Below are 15,902 nucleotides of genomic sequence, written 5' to 3' on the forward strand. Positions count from 1 at the left end.
TATGACAGATAAGCAGAAAAAAGTTTTATACCGTATTATTGCTACAGCACTGCTGTATGCGGTGCTGCTTGTAATGGAACACATCGTAAAGCCTGCCTTTATGGAACAGTGGTATGTGACACTGGTATTATTTCTGATTCCGTATTTTGTAATCGGCTGGGACATTATGTACAAAGCCGTGAGAAATATATCACACGGACAGGTATTTGATGAAAATTTCCTGATGCTGATTGCAACAATCGGCGCGTTTGTGGTCGGAGAATATTCCGAAGGTGTTGCGGTAATGCTGTTTTATCAGGTCGGTGAACTGTTCCAGAGTTATGCAGTCAACCGTTCCAGACAGTCTATTACGCAGTTAATGGACATTTGTCCGGAATATGCCAATCTGGAAGAAGACGGCAAAGTCAGTCAGGTTGACCCGGATGATGTAGAAGTCGGCAGTATTATTGTTGTAAAGCCGGGTGAGCGTGTGCCGCTTGACGGGATTGTCATCGAGGGTGAATCCATGGTGGATACTTCATCCCTGACCGGTGAATCCGTGCCGCGCCGGGTGGCAAAAGACAGTGAGATTATCAGTGGCTGTGTGAATGGCAGTGGGCTGTTGCGTGTAAAGACGACAAAAGAGTTTGATGATTCTACCGTTACAAGAATCCTTGAACTTGTTGAAAATGCAAGCAGTAAGAAGGCAAAGGCAGAAAACTTTATTACAAAGTTTGCAAAATATTATACGCCGGTCGTTGTAATCGGTGCGCTGCTTCTGGCAGTGATTCCGCCGATAATCTTTGGTGGAAATTTCTTTGACTGGTTACAGAGAGCCTGCATTTTTCTTGTAATTTCATGCCCGTGTGCGCTGGTTATTTCAGTGCCGCTTAGTTTCTTTGGCGGAATCGGTGCGGCATCTGCGTCCGGTATTCTGGTAAAGGGCGGAAATTATCTGGAAGTGGCAGCAGATTTGGATACGATTGTATTTGATAAGACCGGTACGTTGACAAAGGGTGAATTTGAGGTCAATGAACTGCTGACGGCAGACGGCGTGTCCGAGGCGGAACTGCTTGAAGCTGCCGCATATGCGGAAAATTTTTCAGACCATCCGATTGCTGCTTCAATTAAGCGTGCATTTGCAAAGGAAGGAAATGAAATTGCCGCAGAGCGCATTTCTGATGTAAAGGAAGTGGCAGGTCACGGTATCCGCATCCTGCTTGACGGTGCAGAAGTATTTGCGGGAAATGAAAAGCTGTTAAGTGACAACAGCATTGCGGCAGTACCGACTGAAAAGCCGGGAACGGTTGTTTATGTGACAAAGAGCGGCAGCTATATGGGCTGTGTAATTATTTCAGATACGATTAAGCCGGAAGCAAGGCAGGCAATTAAGAGCTTAAAGCAGGCAGGTGTAAAGCAGACGGTTATGCTTACGGGCGACCGCAAAAAAGCGGGGGAAGCCGTTGCAAAGGAACTTGGAATCGATACGGTTTATACCCAGCTTTTACCGGCAGATAAGGTGGCAAAGGTTGAGGAACTGTTAGCACAACACACGGATGGAAAAGGCAAGGTTGCCTTTGTCGGTGACGGTATTAACGATGCGCCGGTGCTTTCCAGAGCGGATATCGGTATTGCAATGGGCAGTATGGGTTCCGATGCGGCGATTGAAGCGGCGGATATTGTGCTTATGGACGATGACACCACAAAGATTGCCAAGGTTGTAACAATCGCAAGAAAGACTCTTGTGATTGTAAGACAGAATATCGTATTTGCACTGGCAGTAAAGGCATTTATCCTGATTCTCGGTGCATTCGGACTTGCCAACATGTGGGAAGCGGTTTTTGCAGATGTCGGTGTATCCGTGATTGCGATTTTAAATGCAATGCGTATGTTGCGTGTAAAATAAAGCTTTCATTAAGCTTCAATTAAACTTTAATAAAGTTTGTGTTCTTTTCCAGACATCTATTGCACAATGAAAGAAAGTGTATTATAGTGTAACCTCGAACAGGAAAAATGGAGGAAAAGAACAATGAGAAATTTTAAGAAACTTGCACTTGTCGGTGTATTTGCAGTAGTAACAGCATTTTCCGTAACAGCATGCGGTTCATCAAACGGCACTACACAGGAAGCAACAACTGTTGACAGCCAGGCAGAACAGGACAGCAAGAGAGCAGCTTACAGAGAAGAACAGTCAAGACTTGCAGAGTCTAAGGCAGCAGCTGCTGCAGAAGCAGAAGGCACAGCAACAGAAGCTGCAAAGTAATATAAATTAAAACAGGCAGACAACCGGAATAAGGGGACAGTCCTGCGCAGTGGCGTGGGGCTGTCCCTTGACTTTGTCTGTAAAAATATGGTACTATATACATTGTCTGCGGGTATGGCGGAATTGGCAGACGCGCCAGATTTAGGTTCTGGTGGGAGACCGTGCAGGTTCAAGTCCTGTTACCCGCATTAAAATAACAATTAGGTGTGATAAAGACGGCGGTATCGAAATATAAAGATGCCGCTGTTTTGTTATTTTAAAAACTTATAAAAAGTTTATAGATTTATCCGGTAAAAAGTGGATTTTTGACTTGAAATATAGTAGTATATGTAATATAGTATTTAATACTACGTAATGCAGATTGGCATTACATGATATGAAGTTAATGTGATACACGGAAATGAGGATGAATTATGGAATATAAAATTATAGCAGACGGGGCATGTGATCTTTACGGTGAAAATGCAGATAAAATCGGAGTTCAGATTGTACCGTTTTATGTTGCGTTTGAGGAAAATGTATATAAAAAAGAGGGTGCGGAAATTGAAGTCCGCCACTTCTATAAAGAAATGGTAGAAAATCCGACGGTTTTCCCAAAGACATCCATGCCGTCCGTACAGGACTATGTAGATGTTTTTACACCGATTGTTAAAGCAGGCGAGGGCGTGCTTTGTATCTGTATTACCACAAAGTTCAGCGGCTCTTATAATTCAGCGGTCAATGCCAGAAATATGCTCTTGGAAGATTATCCGGATGCAAAGATTGAAGTGATTGATTCTACATTAAATACGGTTGAGGAAGGAATTTTTGTCAGGGAAGCTGCGCGGATGAAAGCGGCAGGACTTTCGCTGGAAGAAAGTGTGCAGGCACTGGAACGGATTAAATCAACCGGCAGAATTATCTTTACGGTAGGCAGTCTGGATTATCTGATTCACGGCGGAAGAATCGGCAAGGTGCTTGGCGGTGCGGTCAATATGCTCGGCATTAAGCCGATGATTGTCATGCAGGACGGCGAGATTTTCTCAAGCGGCATGGCAAGGGGCAGAAAGAAATCCATTGACAAACTGCTCGTGCAGATTAAAGAGCATTTTACGAAAAACAACATCAATGCCAATGATTATGAAATTGTGGTGGGTTACGGTTATGACTATGATGAAGCGGTGTCCTTCAGGGACAGACTGCTGGAATCCGTGAAAGAATATTCGGATATTACATCAATCGACATTTATCAGATAGGTGCAACAGTCGGCGTGCATACAGGACCGTATCCACTGGGTGTCGGACTGTTAAAGAAATATGATGCGTAAGGTAGAAAATGCATACCGATAACCGAAAGGCATATCGGGCAGAACGAACAAAACAGGCAGTGCCGCAGGAGAATTCTAAAAAGAAAAGTCCTGCGGCACTTTTTGTATAAAAGAAGACTGGACAACCATGCTTTCGGGTGCTATACTCACATTGCAAACAAATATATAACAAACAATGAAATATATAACACAAGGAGATTATTATGGAACTGGCGTTGATTACAGTGAAACAGGTGGTTGTTTTATTTATTTTGATTTTTGCGGGATTTGTCTGCGTAAAGACCAAAGCGGTTAAAATGGAAGGGAAAAAAGCATTTTCGGATTTACTCTTATATCTGATTGTACCGGCAATGGTTATCAATTCGTATATGATGGAATTTAATATTGACATTCTCCATAATCTCTTGAAAGCGTTTGAACTTAGTATTTTACTGCTGCTTATCGGACTTTTTATTACGCTGGCATTGACGGCAAAGCACAAAAGTCCCGATTTGCCGATTATGCGGTTTGCCTGCATTTTTTCCAATGCGGCATATATGGGATTTCCACTGATTCAGGCGCTGTTTGGCTCGGAAGGACTGCTTTATGCCAGCGCATTTGTGACGGTTTATAATATTTTACTGTGGACGGCCGGATACGGCATTGTCAGTAAAAAGGTTCGTGCAAAAGAGGTTTTGCGTACAATCTTTACCAATCCGGTGCTGATTTCAGTTGTGGCAGGACTGCTTATTTATCTGTGTCAGATTCCTGTGCCGGACATTATAAAACAGCCGGTCAGTCTGGTTGGCAATATGAATACACCGCTGTCGATGTTTATTACAGGCATGATTATTGCGGGAAGTGACGTAAAAGGACTGGTTTATAATAAAAATATATGGTATATTATTCTGGTGCGTCAGCTGGTGATTCCGGCGGTGTGCTTTGGCGTATTTTCGCTGTTTCATGTGACAGGCATGGCGGCGCAGGTGGTACTTTTGCTGGAAGCCTGCCCGAGCGCGGCGATTACGTCTGTGTTTGCAGTGCAGTTTGGGTATGATGAAAATCTGGCGGCAGGAGCAGTGGTTATCACTACATTTTTTAGTATCCTGACACTGCCGGTCTGCGCAATGCTGCTGACAGCTTAAATAAAAGGAAATGGAGATAGAAACAAGAGATGAAATCAAAATGGAAACTATTTTTTCCGTGCTATTTTGCATTTTTTGTAAATGGCGCGATGGTGCTTCTGGTAGGGGCAATTCTGCCATATCTGATTGAAGAAGCGGGTATCAGCTACAGTGTGGCGGGCGGACTGCTCTCCGCATTTGCAATCGGAAATCTGCTGGCAAGCTTTGTCAATCCTCCGCTTGCGGGTAAAATAGGCAGAAAGGCAACGATTGTGAGCATGTCGGCACTGATTCCGCTGATGTGGCTTATAATTACATGGATTCCGCCGGTGCCGGTATTATATGCGGCATTTGTACTGCTTGGTATTGGCAGGGGTTCGGTCAGCATTATCAACAATGCGGTTGTCAACGATAATTCGGATGGAAAACCGGCGGCGTTAAATCTTTTGCATATGACATTTGCAGTCGGTGCATTTTTATCGCCGTTTTTAACATCACTGTATATCGGTGCAGGCATGGGATGGCGTGCGGTTGCGTACACGGTTGTTACAGGTTCGGCGCTTGCCTGCCTGTTTTATGCATTGATGGAGCTGGATTATAACTGGCCGAAGGAATCCAAAAAGGCACAGCAGGAAAATAAGGAGCAGTCGAAAGAAACATTTTATAAAAATCCTGTATTTTATATTATGGGATTTCTACTGTTTTTGTATCTGGGACTGGAAAACTGTGTCAACGGCTGGTTTGTAACGTATTTTAAGAGTATGGGCATTATGAGCAGTGCGTATGCGACAAATCTTGTATCTGTCACATGGATTATGGTAATGCTCGGAAGGCTGCTTACGGCAAAGCTTTCCACAAAAATTGATAAAAATAAGCTGATTTTTTCATATTGTATTGCTACAGCCGCATTTTTTATCCTGTTATTAGCGACACACAATCTTGCAGTCATTACCGTAGCGATTGCGGGACTCGGATTTTTCTTTGCGGGCATTTATCCGACCAGCGTATCCAGCGCCGGTGCGGTATTGAAAGGCTCAAACACAGGAATGTCCATGTTTCTTGCGATTGCAGCACTCGGCGGTATCGTAACACCGCAGATTGTCGGCGTGCTGGCAGATTCTTTTGGCATGACGGCGGCAATTTTGGTGCTGTTGTTTAATGCGGCAGGCATGTTTGTATTGTCATTGGTGAATTTAAAGGTAAACAGTAAAAGCAGACTGTTTTGATGACAGATGAGAAATCGCCTGCGCGAATTTCTCATCGTCACTTCGCGATATAAAATCACTCAGTATGGAGGGTATATGGAATATAAAATTGAAAATGAATTTTTAGAGGCGGTGGTTTGCAGTAAGGGCTGCGAACTGGTTTCCGTAAAGACCAAAAAGGACGGCGCAGAGCATATCTGGCAGGGGGATCCCGATGCGTGGAAGCGCCATGCGCCGGTGCTGTTTCCGTTGGTCGGAAAGTATAAGGACAACAAAACAGAATATCAGGGAAAGACGTATGAAATGTCCCAGCACGGTTTTGCACGGGATATGGAATTTGTACCGGTGTCAAAGACGAAAGATTCGATTGTGATGAATTTAACAGATACCAAGGAAACACTTGAAAAGTATCCGTTTCATTTTGAATTACAGTGCAGTTTTACGTTAAAGGGCAGCAGTATTGAAGCAGGATGGAAGGTCATCAATTCCGATGCGGAAACGATGTATTTCAGCATTGGCGGACATCCGGCATTTATTTGTGACGACAGACAGTCGATGGCAGGCTGTGAGGTGGTTTTTGGGACGAAAAAGCCGGCATTATCCTATAAGCTGTTAAATGAAGACGGTTTGGTGGAAAATGAAGCGCATGAAATGAAGCTGGATGAAAGCAAAGTCACCGTCACGGAAGACTTTTTTGACAAAGACGCATATATTTTTGAAAACAGCGGCTGTCGGGAAGTTTCAATTCAGGCAGACGGTAAAGCGGCTGTCACCGTGACCTTTGATGCGCCGGTATTCGGGCTGTGGTCGCCGGTCGGTAAAAAAGTGCCGTTTATCTGCATTGAGCCGTGGTACGGCAGAGCCGATGCGGCGGATTTTGACGGAAACCTTCAAAAACGTGCATGGCAGAATGAATTAGAACCGGGAAAAATTTTTGAAAAAGCGTATACAATCGCATTTTAAGTATATAATAAATACAAGGCAAAGGCAGAATTGTAAAGAAATATTTACGGTTCTGTCTTTTTTTTGTGCAAAATACACTAAAAACGGTCAAAATTTTTGCGGTTTTGGCTGATTGATTTTGACTGAATTTGACGGTATAATCAGATTAACAAAAGGAACAGTGAATGAACAATTAAAAAGGCAGCGCAGGACGTTTGCAGAATGGAGAAGAATATGATTTATACAGTGACGTTGAACCCTTCGCTGGATTATATCGTTTCTGTAGAGCATTTTAAACTGGGGCTGACAAACAGAACCGGTTTTGAACAGATTCTGCCGGGTGGCAAAGGCATTAATGTGTCAATTGTGTTAAAGAATCTCGGAATTGCCAGTACGGCACTGGGATTTACGGCAGGCTTTACAGGGGATGAAATTATCCGTGAACTGGAAAATACCGGAATTTCACAGGAGTTTATCCGGCTGGAGGAAGGCATTTCAAGAATTAATGTAAAGTTAAGGTCCATTGACGGAACGGAAATCAATGGCAGAGGCCCTGAGATTAAAAAGGAACGGTTAAAGGAACTGACGGACCGGCTGTGCCGGTTACAGCGGGGCGATGTATTATTTTTGTCCGGCAGCATTCCCGTATCGGTGCCGGAAAATATTTACAGCACGATTATGCAACAGTTGAAAGACAAAGGTGTGATGATTGTTGTTGATGCGACAAAAGATTTACTGATGAATGTACTTCCATATCACCCATTTTTAATTAAACCCAATAATCATGAATTAGGAGAAATATTTGGCGTAGAATTAAAGACAAGGCAGGAAGTTGTGCCATACGGAAAGAAACTTCAGGAACTTGGCGCGGAAAATGTACTGATATCCATGGCAGGAGAAGGGGCTGTACTGATTACAAAGCACGGTGCGGTTTACAAAAAGGAAGCACCGGAAGGAAAACTGGTAAACGGCGTTGGTGCAGGGGATTCTATGGTGGCAGGATTTATGGCAGGATGGCTTGAAAAACAGGATTATGAATATGCATTTCATATGGGGATGGCGGCAGGAAGCGCCAGTGCATTTTCAGAAAATCTGGCGACAAAAGCAGAAATTCAGGCAGTATATGAGCAGGTAACAAGGATAAATTTACAGGAACAGACAGGAGGGATTTTATGAGAATTACGGATTTACTTGATGCAAGAAGCATTTCCTTACAGGCAGCACCGGGGAATAAGGAAGAAGCACTCAATCAGGCAGTAGAACTGATGACACAGCGGGGAAATATTTCAGATAAAGCAGCATACCGCAGACAGGTTGGGGAACGTGAAAAGGAAAGTACAACGGGAATTGGTGAAGGCATTGCGATTCCACATGGGAAATGTGCAGCGGTATCTGCTCCGGGACTGGCAGCGATGGTGATTCCGGGCGGTGTGGATTTTGATTCGTTAGACGGAGAACCGGTTACACTGCTGTTTTTGATAGCAGCACCCGATACAGAAGACAATATCCATCTGGATGTACTCGGTAAGCTGTCCATGCTGTTAATGGATGAAGAATTTACACAGCGGTTACGCGGTGCGGGCAGTGTAGAAGAATTTATAAAAATTATTGACGAAGCAGATGAAGAAAAAGCGGGAATTGAAGAACGGCTTGAAACAGCAGGAGAAACCAAAAAGAGCAGTGAAGGCGGCGTAAAGATTCTGGCAGTAACATCCTGCCCGACAGGAATTGCACATACGTACATGGCAGCAGAGGGGCTTGAAAAGGCGGCAAAAGGGAAAAACTGCACGATTAAAATCGAAACGCGGGGTTCGGGCGGTGCTAAAAATGTGCTGACAGAACAGGAAATCAAGGAAGCCGATTGTATTATCGTGGCGGCAGATGCCAAAGTGCCGATGACACGTTTTAACGGCAAAAAAGTGATTGAGTGTCCGGTATCAGACGGTATCAGTAAGGCAGATACATTAATTGACCGGGCAATAAAGGGGGACGTTTCCATATACCATGCGGGGGAAGAAGAGCAGGATACAAAAAATGAAGCAAAAGGCGGGATTGCACATCAGATTTATACACAGTTAATGAACGGTGTATCGCATATGCTTCCATTCGTAGTCGGTGGCGGAATCTTAATTGCCATTGCATTTTTAATTGATGGTCTGTGTGTGGATGTCGGTGCATTGACCGCAGAACAGCGTTCTAATTTCGGTACGATTACACAGGCGGCAGCACTGTTTAAAGGTATCGGTGGTGTTGCCTTCGGATTTATGCTTCCGGTGCTGGCAGGGTATATCGGCATGGCAATCGGGGACAGACCGGCACTGGCAGTCGGTTTTGTCGGCGGCATGATGGCGGCAAACGGAAAATCGGGATTCCTTGGCGCACTGGTTGCAGGCTTTGCGGCAGGATACATTATTCTGGGACTGAAAAAGCTTTGTGTGAAACTGCCGGAAACAATTGAAAAACTGACACCGGTATTGATTTATCCGGTAGCGGGTATTTTAATCATTGGACTGCTTATGCAGTTTATTGTAGAACCGGTGATGGGCGGCATTAATACCGGATTAAACAGTGCGTTAACCGGCATGAGCGGCACAAGCAAGATAGCACTCGGATTTATTCTTGGCGGCATGATGGCGGTTGATATGGGCGGACCGTTTAACAAAGCGGCATATGTATTTGGTACGGCCTCCATTATTGCAGGCAACTATGATATCATGGCGGCAGTTATGATTGGCGGTATGACACCGCCGTGTGCAATCGCACTGGCAACGATGTTGTTCCCGAACAAGTTTACAAAGCAGGAGCGGGAAGCAGGACCGACCAACTTTATTATGGGACTGGCATTTATTACCGAAGGTGCAATTCCTTATGCAGCATCCGACCCACTGCATGTCATACCGGCATGTGTCATTGGTTCGGGGATTGCAGGAGCAATGTCTATGGCATTCAAATGTACACTGATGGCACCGCACGGCGGCATCTTTGTCGTACCGGTAATCGGGAATCCGTGGATGTATCTGATTGCACTGGTTGTCGGAATGGCGGTTTCAACGGTGTTACTCGGAGTATTAAAGAAAAAGATAAGATAGAAAAGGCGATAAGTGTGAAAAATCACACTGATGTGCTGATTTTTCACACAGCACTTTGCTTTTGAGCAAAAACAAAGTGCTATGGTGGCAGATGAGAAATCGCCTGCGCGAATTTCTCACCGCCGCTTCGCAACAAGTTGCTCAGAAAAGGAGAATATTATGAAAGAATTTCAGTACACAATTACAGATCCGGAAGGGATTCATGCAAGACCGGCAGGAGAGCTGGTTAAGGCGGCAAAGGCATTTACAAGCAGTATTAAGATTGTAAAAGACGGAAAAGAAGGCGACTGCAAAAAGATTTTTACGGTTATGGCACTGGCAGTAAAAAAAGATAATGAAGTGACAATCCGTATTGAAGGTGAAGACGAAGATGCCGCATTTACGGCAATGGAAAAATTCATGAAAGAAATACTTTGATTTAAAGTGTGCGGATTAAGGAGGTGCGGCGATGCGTGTATATAGTGGAAAAAGTGTTTTTGGCGGCATTGCAATCGGAACGATACAGGTTTATAAAAAAGGGGAGCAGCAGGTCAAAAGAAGAAAGATTGAAGATGTTCCCGCAGAAATCAGACGGTATCGCACGGCAAAGCAGACAGCGTTGGAACAGCTTCAGAATCTGTATGACAAAGCGTTAAAAGAAGTCGGGGAAGCCAATGCGGCAATTTTTGAAATCCATCAGATGATGTTAGAAGATGACGACTACAATGAATCCGTAGAAAATATCATTGAAACGCAGAGGGTCAATGCAGAATATGCCGTCGCCGTAACCGAAGATAACTTTGCGCAGATGTTTGCTTCCATGGAAGATGAATATATGCGTGGAAGGGCGGCTGACGTGCGGGACATTTCCGAGCGGCTGGTATCGGTGTTGAGCGGAAACGCAGGCGGCGGTGTGCAGACCGAAGAACCGGTCATTATTGCGGCACAGGACCTTGCACCGTCAGAAACCGTGCAGATGGATAAGCAGAAGGTGCTTTCCTTTGTGACAATAGACGGTTCTATGAATTCCCATACGGCGATTCTTGCAAGAACCATGGGAATCCCAGCACTTGTCGGTGCATCAGTTCCGCTTGACGATACGATTGACGGCAGGCTTGGCATTGTAGACGGAGTCAGCGGCGTGCTTTATGTAGAGCCGGATGAGGAAACACTGGCGCAGATGAAAGAAAAGCAGGCACAGCAGGAAGAACAGAAGCGGCTTCTTGAATTATTAAAAGGCAGGGAAAATAAGACGTTAGACGGAAAGACCATACAGCTGTATGCCAATATCGGAAACAGCAAAGATCTGGCGGCCGTGCTTCAAAATGATGCAGGGGGTATTGGATTATTCCGCAGTGAATTTATCTATCTGGAGCGGGAAGATTTTCCGACGGAGGAAGAACAATTTCAGATTTATAAGACGGTTGTGCAGACAATGGCAGGAAAACGTGTTATTATTAGAACACTGGATATCGGCGCAGATAAACAATGTGAATATTTTCACATGGATAAAGAGGACAATCCGGCAATGGGGTGCCGCGCAATTCGCATCTGTCTGACGCGTCCGGAAATTTTTAAAACACAGTTGCGGGCATTGTTTCGGGCAAGCGCCTTTGGAAAACTGGCAATTATGTATCCGATGATTACCAGTGTGAAAGAAGTGCGGGCAGTTAAACAGATTGTTTCAGAGGTAAAAGAAGAATTAGACCGGCAGGGTATTGAATACAACACACCGGAGCAGGGCATCATGATTGAAACTCCGGCGGCAGTTATGATTAGTGATGAGCTGGCAAAAGAAGTTGATTTTTTTAGTATCGGAACGAATGACCTGACACAGTATACACTGGCAATTGACCGTCAGAATACAAAACTGGAAGCATTTTACGATGCACATCATCCGGCAGTTTTAAAGATGATTGAAATGACGATTGCCAATGCACATAAGGCAGGAATCTGGGCGGGTATCTGCGGCGAACTGGGGGCAGATACACAGCTTACGAAAGAATTTCTTGCAATGGGAGTTGATGAACTCTCTGTTTCACCGGCAAAAATTCTGCCGGTGAGAAAGGTTATTCTGGAAACAGATGTAGAAGCATATCGCAGAAGAAAGCAGGAGTAGTCATGTTGACAGAACAGCGTTATGAAATGATATTAAATCTGCTGGAAGAAAACAAAAGTGTTACTGTAACACAGATTAAGGAACTGCTTCATATTTCAGAGTCTACGGCACGCCGGGACATTACGGCACTGCATCAGGCAGGAAAGCTGATAAAGGTTTTCGGTGGCGCAGTGGCGCTGGAGGGTGAAGTGATTTCAAGGGAACCAACCGTACAGCAGAAGGAAAATGTAAACAAAGAACAGAAAATACGCATTGCAAAGTATGCGGCATCGCTGATTGAGCCGGATGATTTTGTGTTTATTGATGCGGGAACAACCACGGCATATATGATTGACTATATTACACAGAGAAATGCCACGTATGTGACCAATGCAGTATTACATGCGAGAAGACTTGCCGCGGCGGGATTCCGTGTGTTTTTAACCGGCGGCGAGTTAAAGGGCAGTACGGAGGCACTGATTGGAACGGAAGCAGTCGGAGCATTACAGCGGTATCATTTTGTCAAAGGTTTTTTCGGTGTAAACGGTATCACCTTAAAATGCGGCTTTACGACACCGGATATTCATGAAGCATCGGTGAAGAAAGCAGCGGTGGCACAGTGCCGTAAATGCTACATACTGGCAGATTCGGAAAAATTCAACCGTGTCAGTCCGGTGACCTTTGCACCGTTTTACGGTGCAAAAATTATAACGGACAGCATTCCAATGGAATATGCGGAGTATAAAAACATTGTAAAATGCGGGTAAAGCCGAAGAATCTTAAATAAAAATATCTTCCGGAATCAGAATATAAAGCTGGTTCCGGAAATTTTTTTATAAATGAATTGTATGCAATTGAGAACTGTACAAAAACGTACCGGATGTTGTATGATAAAAGCAGTTTGTTACAGAAAACAACGCAGTCAAAAACGGCAGAGAGAGAGGTCATCATGAGCAGATATACAAAAAATGATATTTTCAGAATGGTAGAGGAAGAAGACGTTGAGTTTATCCGTTTACAGTTTACGGATATTTTCGGCGTGTTAAAAAATATTGCAATTACGTCCAGCCAGCTTGAACGTGCATTAAATAACCAGTGTATGTTTGACGGCTCGGCAGTGGAAGGCTTTGTGCGGATTGAAGAATCTGATATGTATTTGTATCCTGATTATGACACATTTGAAATCTTTCCGTGGCGTCCGCAGCAGGGAAAGGTCGCAAGACTGATTTGCGATGTCTATACGGTGGACGGAAAGCCGTTTCAGGGTGACCCGCGAAACGTTTTAAAGAGAGCAATTCAGGAAGCTGCTGATATGGGGTATGTCTTTGATGTCGGACCGGAATGTGAATTTTTCTTATTCCATACTGATGATAATGGACTGCCGACAACGCTGACCCATGAAAAGGGCGGTTATTTTGATTTAGGTCCGATTGATTTGGGTGAAAATGTAAGACGTGATATGATTCTGACACTTGAAGATATGGGCTTTGAAATCGAAGCTTCCCACCACGAGGTTGCGCCGGCACAGCACGAGATTGACTTCCGCTATGATGAAGCGTTAATTACGGCGGATAACATTATGACCTTTAAACTGACGGTCAAGACGATTGCTAAAAGACACGGTCTGTATGCAACCTTTATGCCAAAACCGAAATACGGCATCAACGGTTCGGGCATGCATGTCAATATGTCCCTTGCAACATTGGACGGCAGAAATATTTTTACAGATGAAAATGATGAACGCGGACTCTCGGAAGATGCGTATCATTTTATTGCGGGACTGATGGCACATGCAAAGGGCATGACGGCAATTACCAATCCACTGGTCAATTCTTATAAAAGACTGGTACCTGGCCACGAAGCGCCGGTTTATATCGCATGGTCGTCTGTTAATAGAAGTCCGTTAATCCGTATCCCTGCAGGCAGGGGCGAAACAACCCGTGTGGAATTAAGAAGTCCGGATCCGGCAGCCAATCCGTATCTTGTACTGGCGGCATGTCTTGCGGCAGGCTTGGACGGTATTAAAAGAAAGCTTACCGTGCCGGACAGCGTAGACCGCAATATTTTTGAGATGACACAGGAGGAACGTGATAAGGCAGGCATTGAAAAGCTGCCGGAAAATCTTTACGAAGCTATACAGTGCATGCAGGAAGATAAAGTCATCTGTGATGTTTTAGGAGAACACATTGTATCCAAATACGTCGAAGCCAAGTTAAAAGAGTGGAATGATTACCGCACCCGGGTTTCCCAGTGGGAATTAGATGAATACCTGTACAAGTTCTAAGCAGGAATAAAGACAGCCAATACAGTAAAAACGGAGGAAAGGAAAATGGCAACACTGATTGTAGCATTTCCTAAGTTAGAAGAAGCAAAAGCTGTCAGAAATCTGCTGGTCAGGAGAGGTTATGAAGTCGCTTCGGCATGTACATCAGGGGCACAGGCAATCAATATGGCGGACCGCCTGTCAGACGGAATTATTATCTGTGGATATAAGCTTTCAGATAATATGTTGTATTCCGAACTGTATGAGTATAAGCCGAAAAGCTTTGAAATGCTGCTTGTGGCATCGAAAAATCTGTGGGATGACTGCCAGGACAATGACATTGTCTGTGCGGCAATGCCGATCAAAGTCAATGACCTGATAAATACAATAGAAATGATGCTGCAGGTACAGGTGCGCAGGCGGAAAAAGAAACGCATGCAGCCGAAACGCCGCAGCCCGCAGGAGCAGAAGGTAATTGACGATGCAAAAGCAATCCTGATGGAAAAGAACAATATGACAGAACCGGAGGCATTCCGCTATATTCAGAAATGTAGTATGGACAGCGGAAACACAATGGTAGAATCCGCTTCAATGGTAATAGGAATTTATTCAGAATAAATATATCAGAAATGTGGAGAAGTGTGAACAAGCCATAAATCTAAGCTTGTTCACACGGAGATTTGTTTCTGAGCGAAAACAAATCTCCCTGATTGCAGATGAGAAACCGCCTGCGCGAATTTCTCATCGCAGCTTCGCGGCAAAGTCGCTCAGAAATGAGGAGTAGTATGAAATTTACAAAAATGCAGGGAGCAGGAAATGATTATGTCTATGTGGACTGTACCCAAAATGAATTAAAAAACGTGTCAGAAGTGGCAGTTGCGGTCAGTGACAGACATTTCGGAATCGGTTCGGACGGACTGATTCTGATAAAAAAATCCGACAAAGCAGATTTCTTTATGGAAATGTATAACGCAGACGGTTCACAGGGCAGCATGTGCGGCAACGGTATTCGCTGTGTCGGCAAATATGTATACGACAACGGACTGACAGACAAGGCGGAAATTACCGTGGAAACGTTATCCGGTATTAAGACATTACAGCTTTATCCGGGTAGTGACGGCAAAGTAAAGACGGTCAGGGTCAATATGGGTGCGCCGATATTACAGCCGGAACAGATTCCGGCAGACATTCATGCTTTTAAAAATGCAGAAATCCTTAAAAATGTGGACAGGCTTGTTGCACAGCCAATCAGCGTAGACGGAAAAGACTACGAAGTGACCTGTGTATCCATGGGAAATCCGCATGCAATTGTTTATTTAGACAAAAATGTGGATTTAAAAGCATTTGAACTGGAAAAAATCGGTCCGATGTTTGAAAATCATCCGGCATTTCCGGACAGGGTAAATACTGAATTTATTCAGGTGTGCGACAGTGAAAACTTAAATATGCGTGTGTGGGAGCGCGGCTCCGGCGAAACGTTTGCCTGCGGCACAGGTGCGTGTGCAAGCCTTGTGGCAACCGTGTTAAACGGCTTGTGTAATGATACTGCTACACTGCATTTGTTAGGCGGCGATTTAAAAATTACATGGGATAAGAAAGAAAATACCGTATATATGGAAGGACCGGCAGAAACGGTATTTACGGGAGAATGGCTGTTAAAGGAGGAAAACTAAA

Annotated in this window: 14 protein-coding genes and 1 tRNA gene; all 15 read left to right on the forward strand. The window is 44.4% G+C overall.

Translation table 11 applies throughout. The features are described 5' to 3' along the window. Position 1: 1 nt before the first annotated feature. Positions 2-1,885, forward strand: a complete 1,884-nt coding sequence (locus WMO37_RS08310; RefSeq protein ID WP_349154773.1) for a heavy metal translocating P-type ATPase — start codon at positions 2-4, stop codon at positions 1,883-1,885. Positions 1,886-2,008: 123 nt separating this feature from the next. Continuing rightward, positions 2,009-2,242, forward strand: coding sequence for a hypothetical protein (locus WMO37_RS08315; RefSeq protein ID WP_349154774.1), 234 nt, complete (start codon positions 2,009-2,011; stop codon positions 2,240-2,242). 108 nt (positions 2,243-2,350) lie between these two features. Then, positions 2,351-2,430, forward strand: a tRNA-Leu gene (locus WMO37_RS08320). Positions 2,431-2,655: 225 nt separating this feature from the next. After that, positions 2,656-3,549, forward strand: a complete 894-nt coding sequence (locus tag WMO37_RS08325; protein ID WP_227089061.1) for a DegV family protein — start codon at positions 2,656-2,658, stop codon at positions 3,547-3,549. A gap of 203 nt (positions 3,550-3,752) precedes the next feature. Beyond that, positions 3,753-4,673: an AEC family transporter gene (locus WMO37_RS08330; RefSeq protein WP_022431452.1), complete on the forward strand. Its 921-nt coding sequence runs from the start codon at positions 3,753-3,755 to the stop codon at positions 4,671-4,673. 29 nt (positions 4,674-4,702) lie between these two features. Beyond that, complete coding sequence (locus WMO37_RS08335; RefSeq protein ID WP_022431453.1) at positions 4,703-5,878, forward strand: MFS transporter; 1,176 nt, start codon at positions 4,703-4,705, stop codon at positions 5,876-5,878. Positions 5,879-5,953: 75 nt separating this feature from the next. Then, on the forward strand, positions 5,954-6,820 hold the full coding sequence (locus WMO37_RS08340) for an aldose 1-epimerase family protein (RefSeq protein ID WP_227089062.1): 867 nt from the start codon (positions 5,954-5,956) through the stop codon (positions 6,818-6,820). Between the two features lie 213 nt (positions 6,821-7,033). Further along, positions 7,034-7,975, forward strand: coding sequence for a 1-phosphofructokinase (gene pfkB, locus WMO37_RS08345; RefSeq protein ID WP_227089063.1), 942 nt, complete (start codon positions 7,034-7,036; stop codon positions 7,973-7,975). Then, positions 7,972-9,888, forward strand: coding sequence for a PTS fructose transporter subunit IIABC (locus WMO37_RS08350; RefSeq protein ID WP_349154775.1), 1,917 nt, complete (start codon positions 7,972-7,974; stop codon positions 9,886-9,888). Before pfkB ends, WMO37_RS08350 begins: the two co-directional genes overlap by 4 nt. A 159-nt stretch (positions 9,889-10,047) precedes the next feature. Then, positions 10,048-10,305, forward strand: a complete 258-nt coding sequence (locus WMO37_RS08355; RefSeq protein ID WP_227089065.1) for an HPr family phosphocarrier protein — start codon at positions 10,048-10,050, stop codon at positions 10,303-10,305. Positions 10,306-10,336: 31 nt separating this feature from the next. Beyond that, complete coding sequence (gene ptsP, locus WMO37_RS08360) at positions 10,337-11,986, forward strand: phosphoenolpyruvate--protein phosphotransferase (RefSeq protein ID WP_022431458.1); 1,650 nt, start codon at positions 10,337-10,339, stop codon at positions 11,984-11,986. A 2-nt stretch (positions 11,987-11,988) separates the two neighbouring features. Next, on the forward strand, positions 11,989-12,732 hold the full coding sequence (locus tag WMO37_RS08365) for a DeoR/GlpR family DNA-binding transcription regulator (RefSeq protein ID WP_022431459.1): 744 nt from the start codon (positions 11,989-11,991) through the stop codon (positions 12,730-12,732). Positions 12,733-12,914: 182 nt separating this feature from the next. Next, positions 12,915-14,249: a type I glutamate--ammonia ligase gene (glnA, locus tag WMO37_RS08370; RefSeq protein WP_349154776.1), complete on the forward strand. Its 1,335-nt coding sequence runs from the start codon at positions 12,915-12,917 to the stop codon at positions 14,247-14,249. 45 nt (positions 14,250-14,294) lie between these two features. Further along, positions 14,295-14,846, forward strand: a complete 552-nt coding sequence (locus WMO37_RS08375; protein ID WP_022431461.1) for an ANTAR domain-containing response regulator — start codon at positions 14,295-14,297, stop codon at positions 14,844-14,846. Between the two features lie 167 nt (positions 14,847-15,013). Continuing rightward, positions 15,014-15,901 (forward strand): diaminopimelate epimerase, encoded by an 888-nt coding sequence (gene dapF / locus WMO37_RS08380; RefSeq protein ID WP_349154777.1) that lies wholly within the window; start codon positions 15,014-15,016, stop codon positions 15,899-15,901. Position 15,902 lies beyond the last annotated feature (1 nt).

The sequence above is a fragment of the Lachnospira intestinalis genome (genome assembly GCF_040095895.1).
Taxonomy (GTDB): domain Bacteria; phylum Bacillota; class Clostridia; order Lachnospirales; family Lachnospiraceae; genus Lachnospira; species Lachnospira intestinalis.

Bases quoted from the DNA above. Each gene is read 5' to 3' on its own strand.
- WMO37_RS08365 (WP_022431459.1), top strand. From the start codon at position 11,989: ATGTTGACAGAACAGCGTTATGAAATGATATTAAATCTGCTGGAAGAA.
- WMO37_RS08335 (WP_022431453.1), top strand. From the start codon at position 4,703: ATGAAATCAAAATGGAAACTATTTTTTCCGTGCTATTTTGCATTTTTT.
- pfkB (WP_227089063.1), top strand. From the start codon at position 7,034: ATGATTTATACAGTGACGTTGAACCCTTCGCTGGATTATATCGTTTCT.
- WMO37_RS08350 (WP_349154775.1), top strand. From the start codon at position 7,972: ATGAGAATTACGGATTTACTTGATGCAAGAAGCATTTCCTTACAGGCA.
- WMO37_RS08325 (WP_227089061.1), top strand. From the start codon at position 2,656: ATGGAATATAAAATTATAGCAGACGGGGCATGTGATCTTTACGGTGAA.
- WMO37_RS08375 (WP_022431461.1), top strand. From the start codon at position 14,295: ATGGCAACACTGATTGTAGCATTTCCTAAGTTAGAAGAAGCAAAAGCT.
- WMO37_RS08315 (WP_349154774.1), top strand. From the start codon at position 2,009: ATGAGAAATTTTAAGAAACTTGCACTTGTCGGTGTATTTGCAGTAGTA.
- dapF (WP_349154777.1), top strand. From the start codon at position 15,014: ATGAAATTTACAAAAATGCAGGGAGCAGGAAATGATTATGTCTATGTG.
- WMO37_RS08355 (WP_227089065.1), top strand. From the start codon at position 10,048: ATGAAAGAATTTCAGTACACAATTACAGATCCGGAAGGGATTCATGCA.
- ptsP (WP_022431458.1), top strand. From the start codon at position 10,337: ATGCGTGTATATAGTGGAAAAAGTGTTTTTGGCGGCATTGCAATCGGA.
- glnA (WP_349154776.1), top strand. From the start codon at position 12,915: ATGAGCAGATATACAAAAAATGATATTTTCAGAATGGTAGAGGAAGAA.
- WMO37_RS08330 (WP_022431452.1), top strand. From the start codon at position 3,753: ATGGAACTGGCGTTGATTACAGTGAAACAGGTGGTTGTTTTATTTATT.
- WMO37_RS08340 (WP_227089062.1), top strand. From the start codon at position 5,954: ATGGAATATAAAATTGAAAATGAATTTTTAGAGGCGGTGGTTTGCAGT.
- WMO37_RS08310 (WP_349154773.1), top strand. From the start codon at position 2: ATGACAGATAAGCAGAAAAAAGTTTTATACCGTATTATTGCTACAGCA.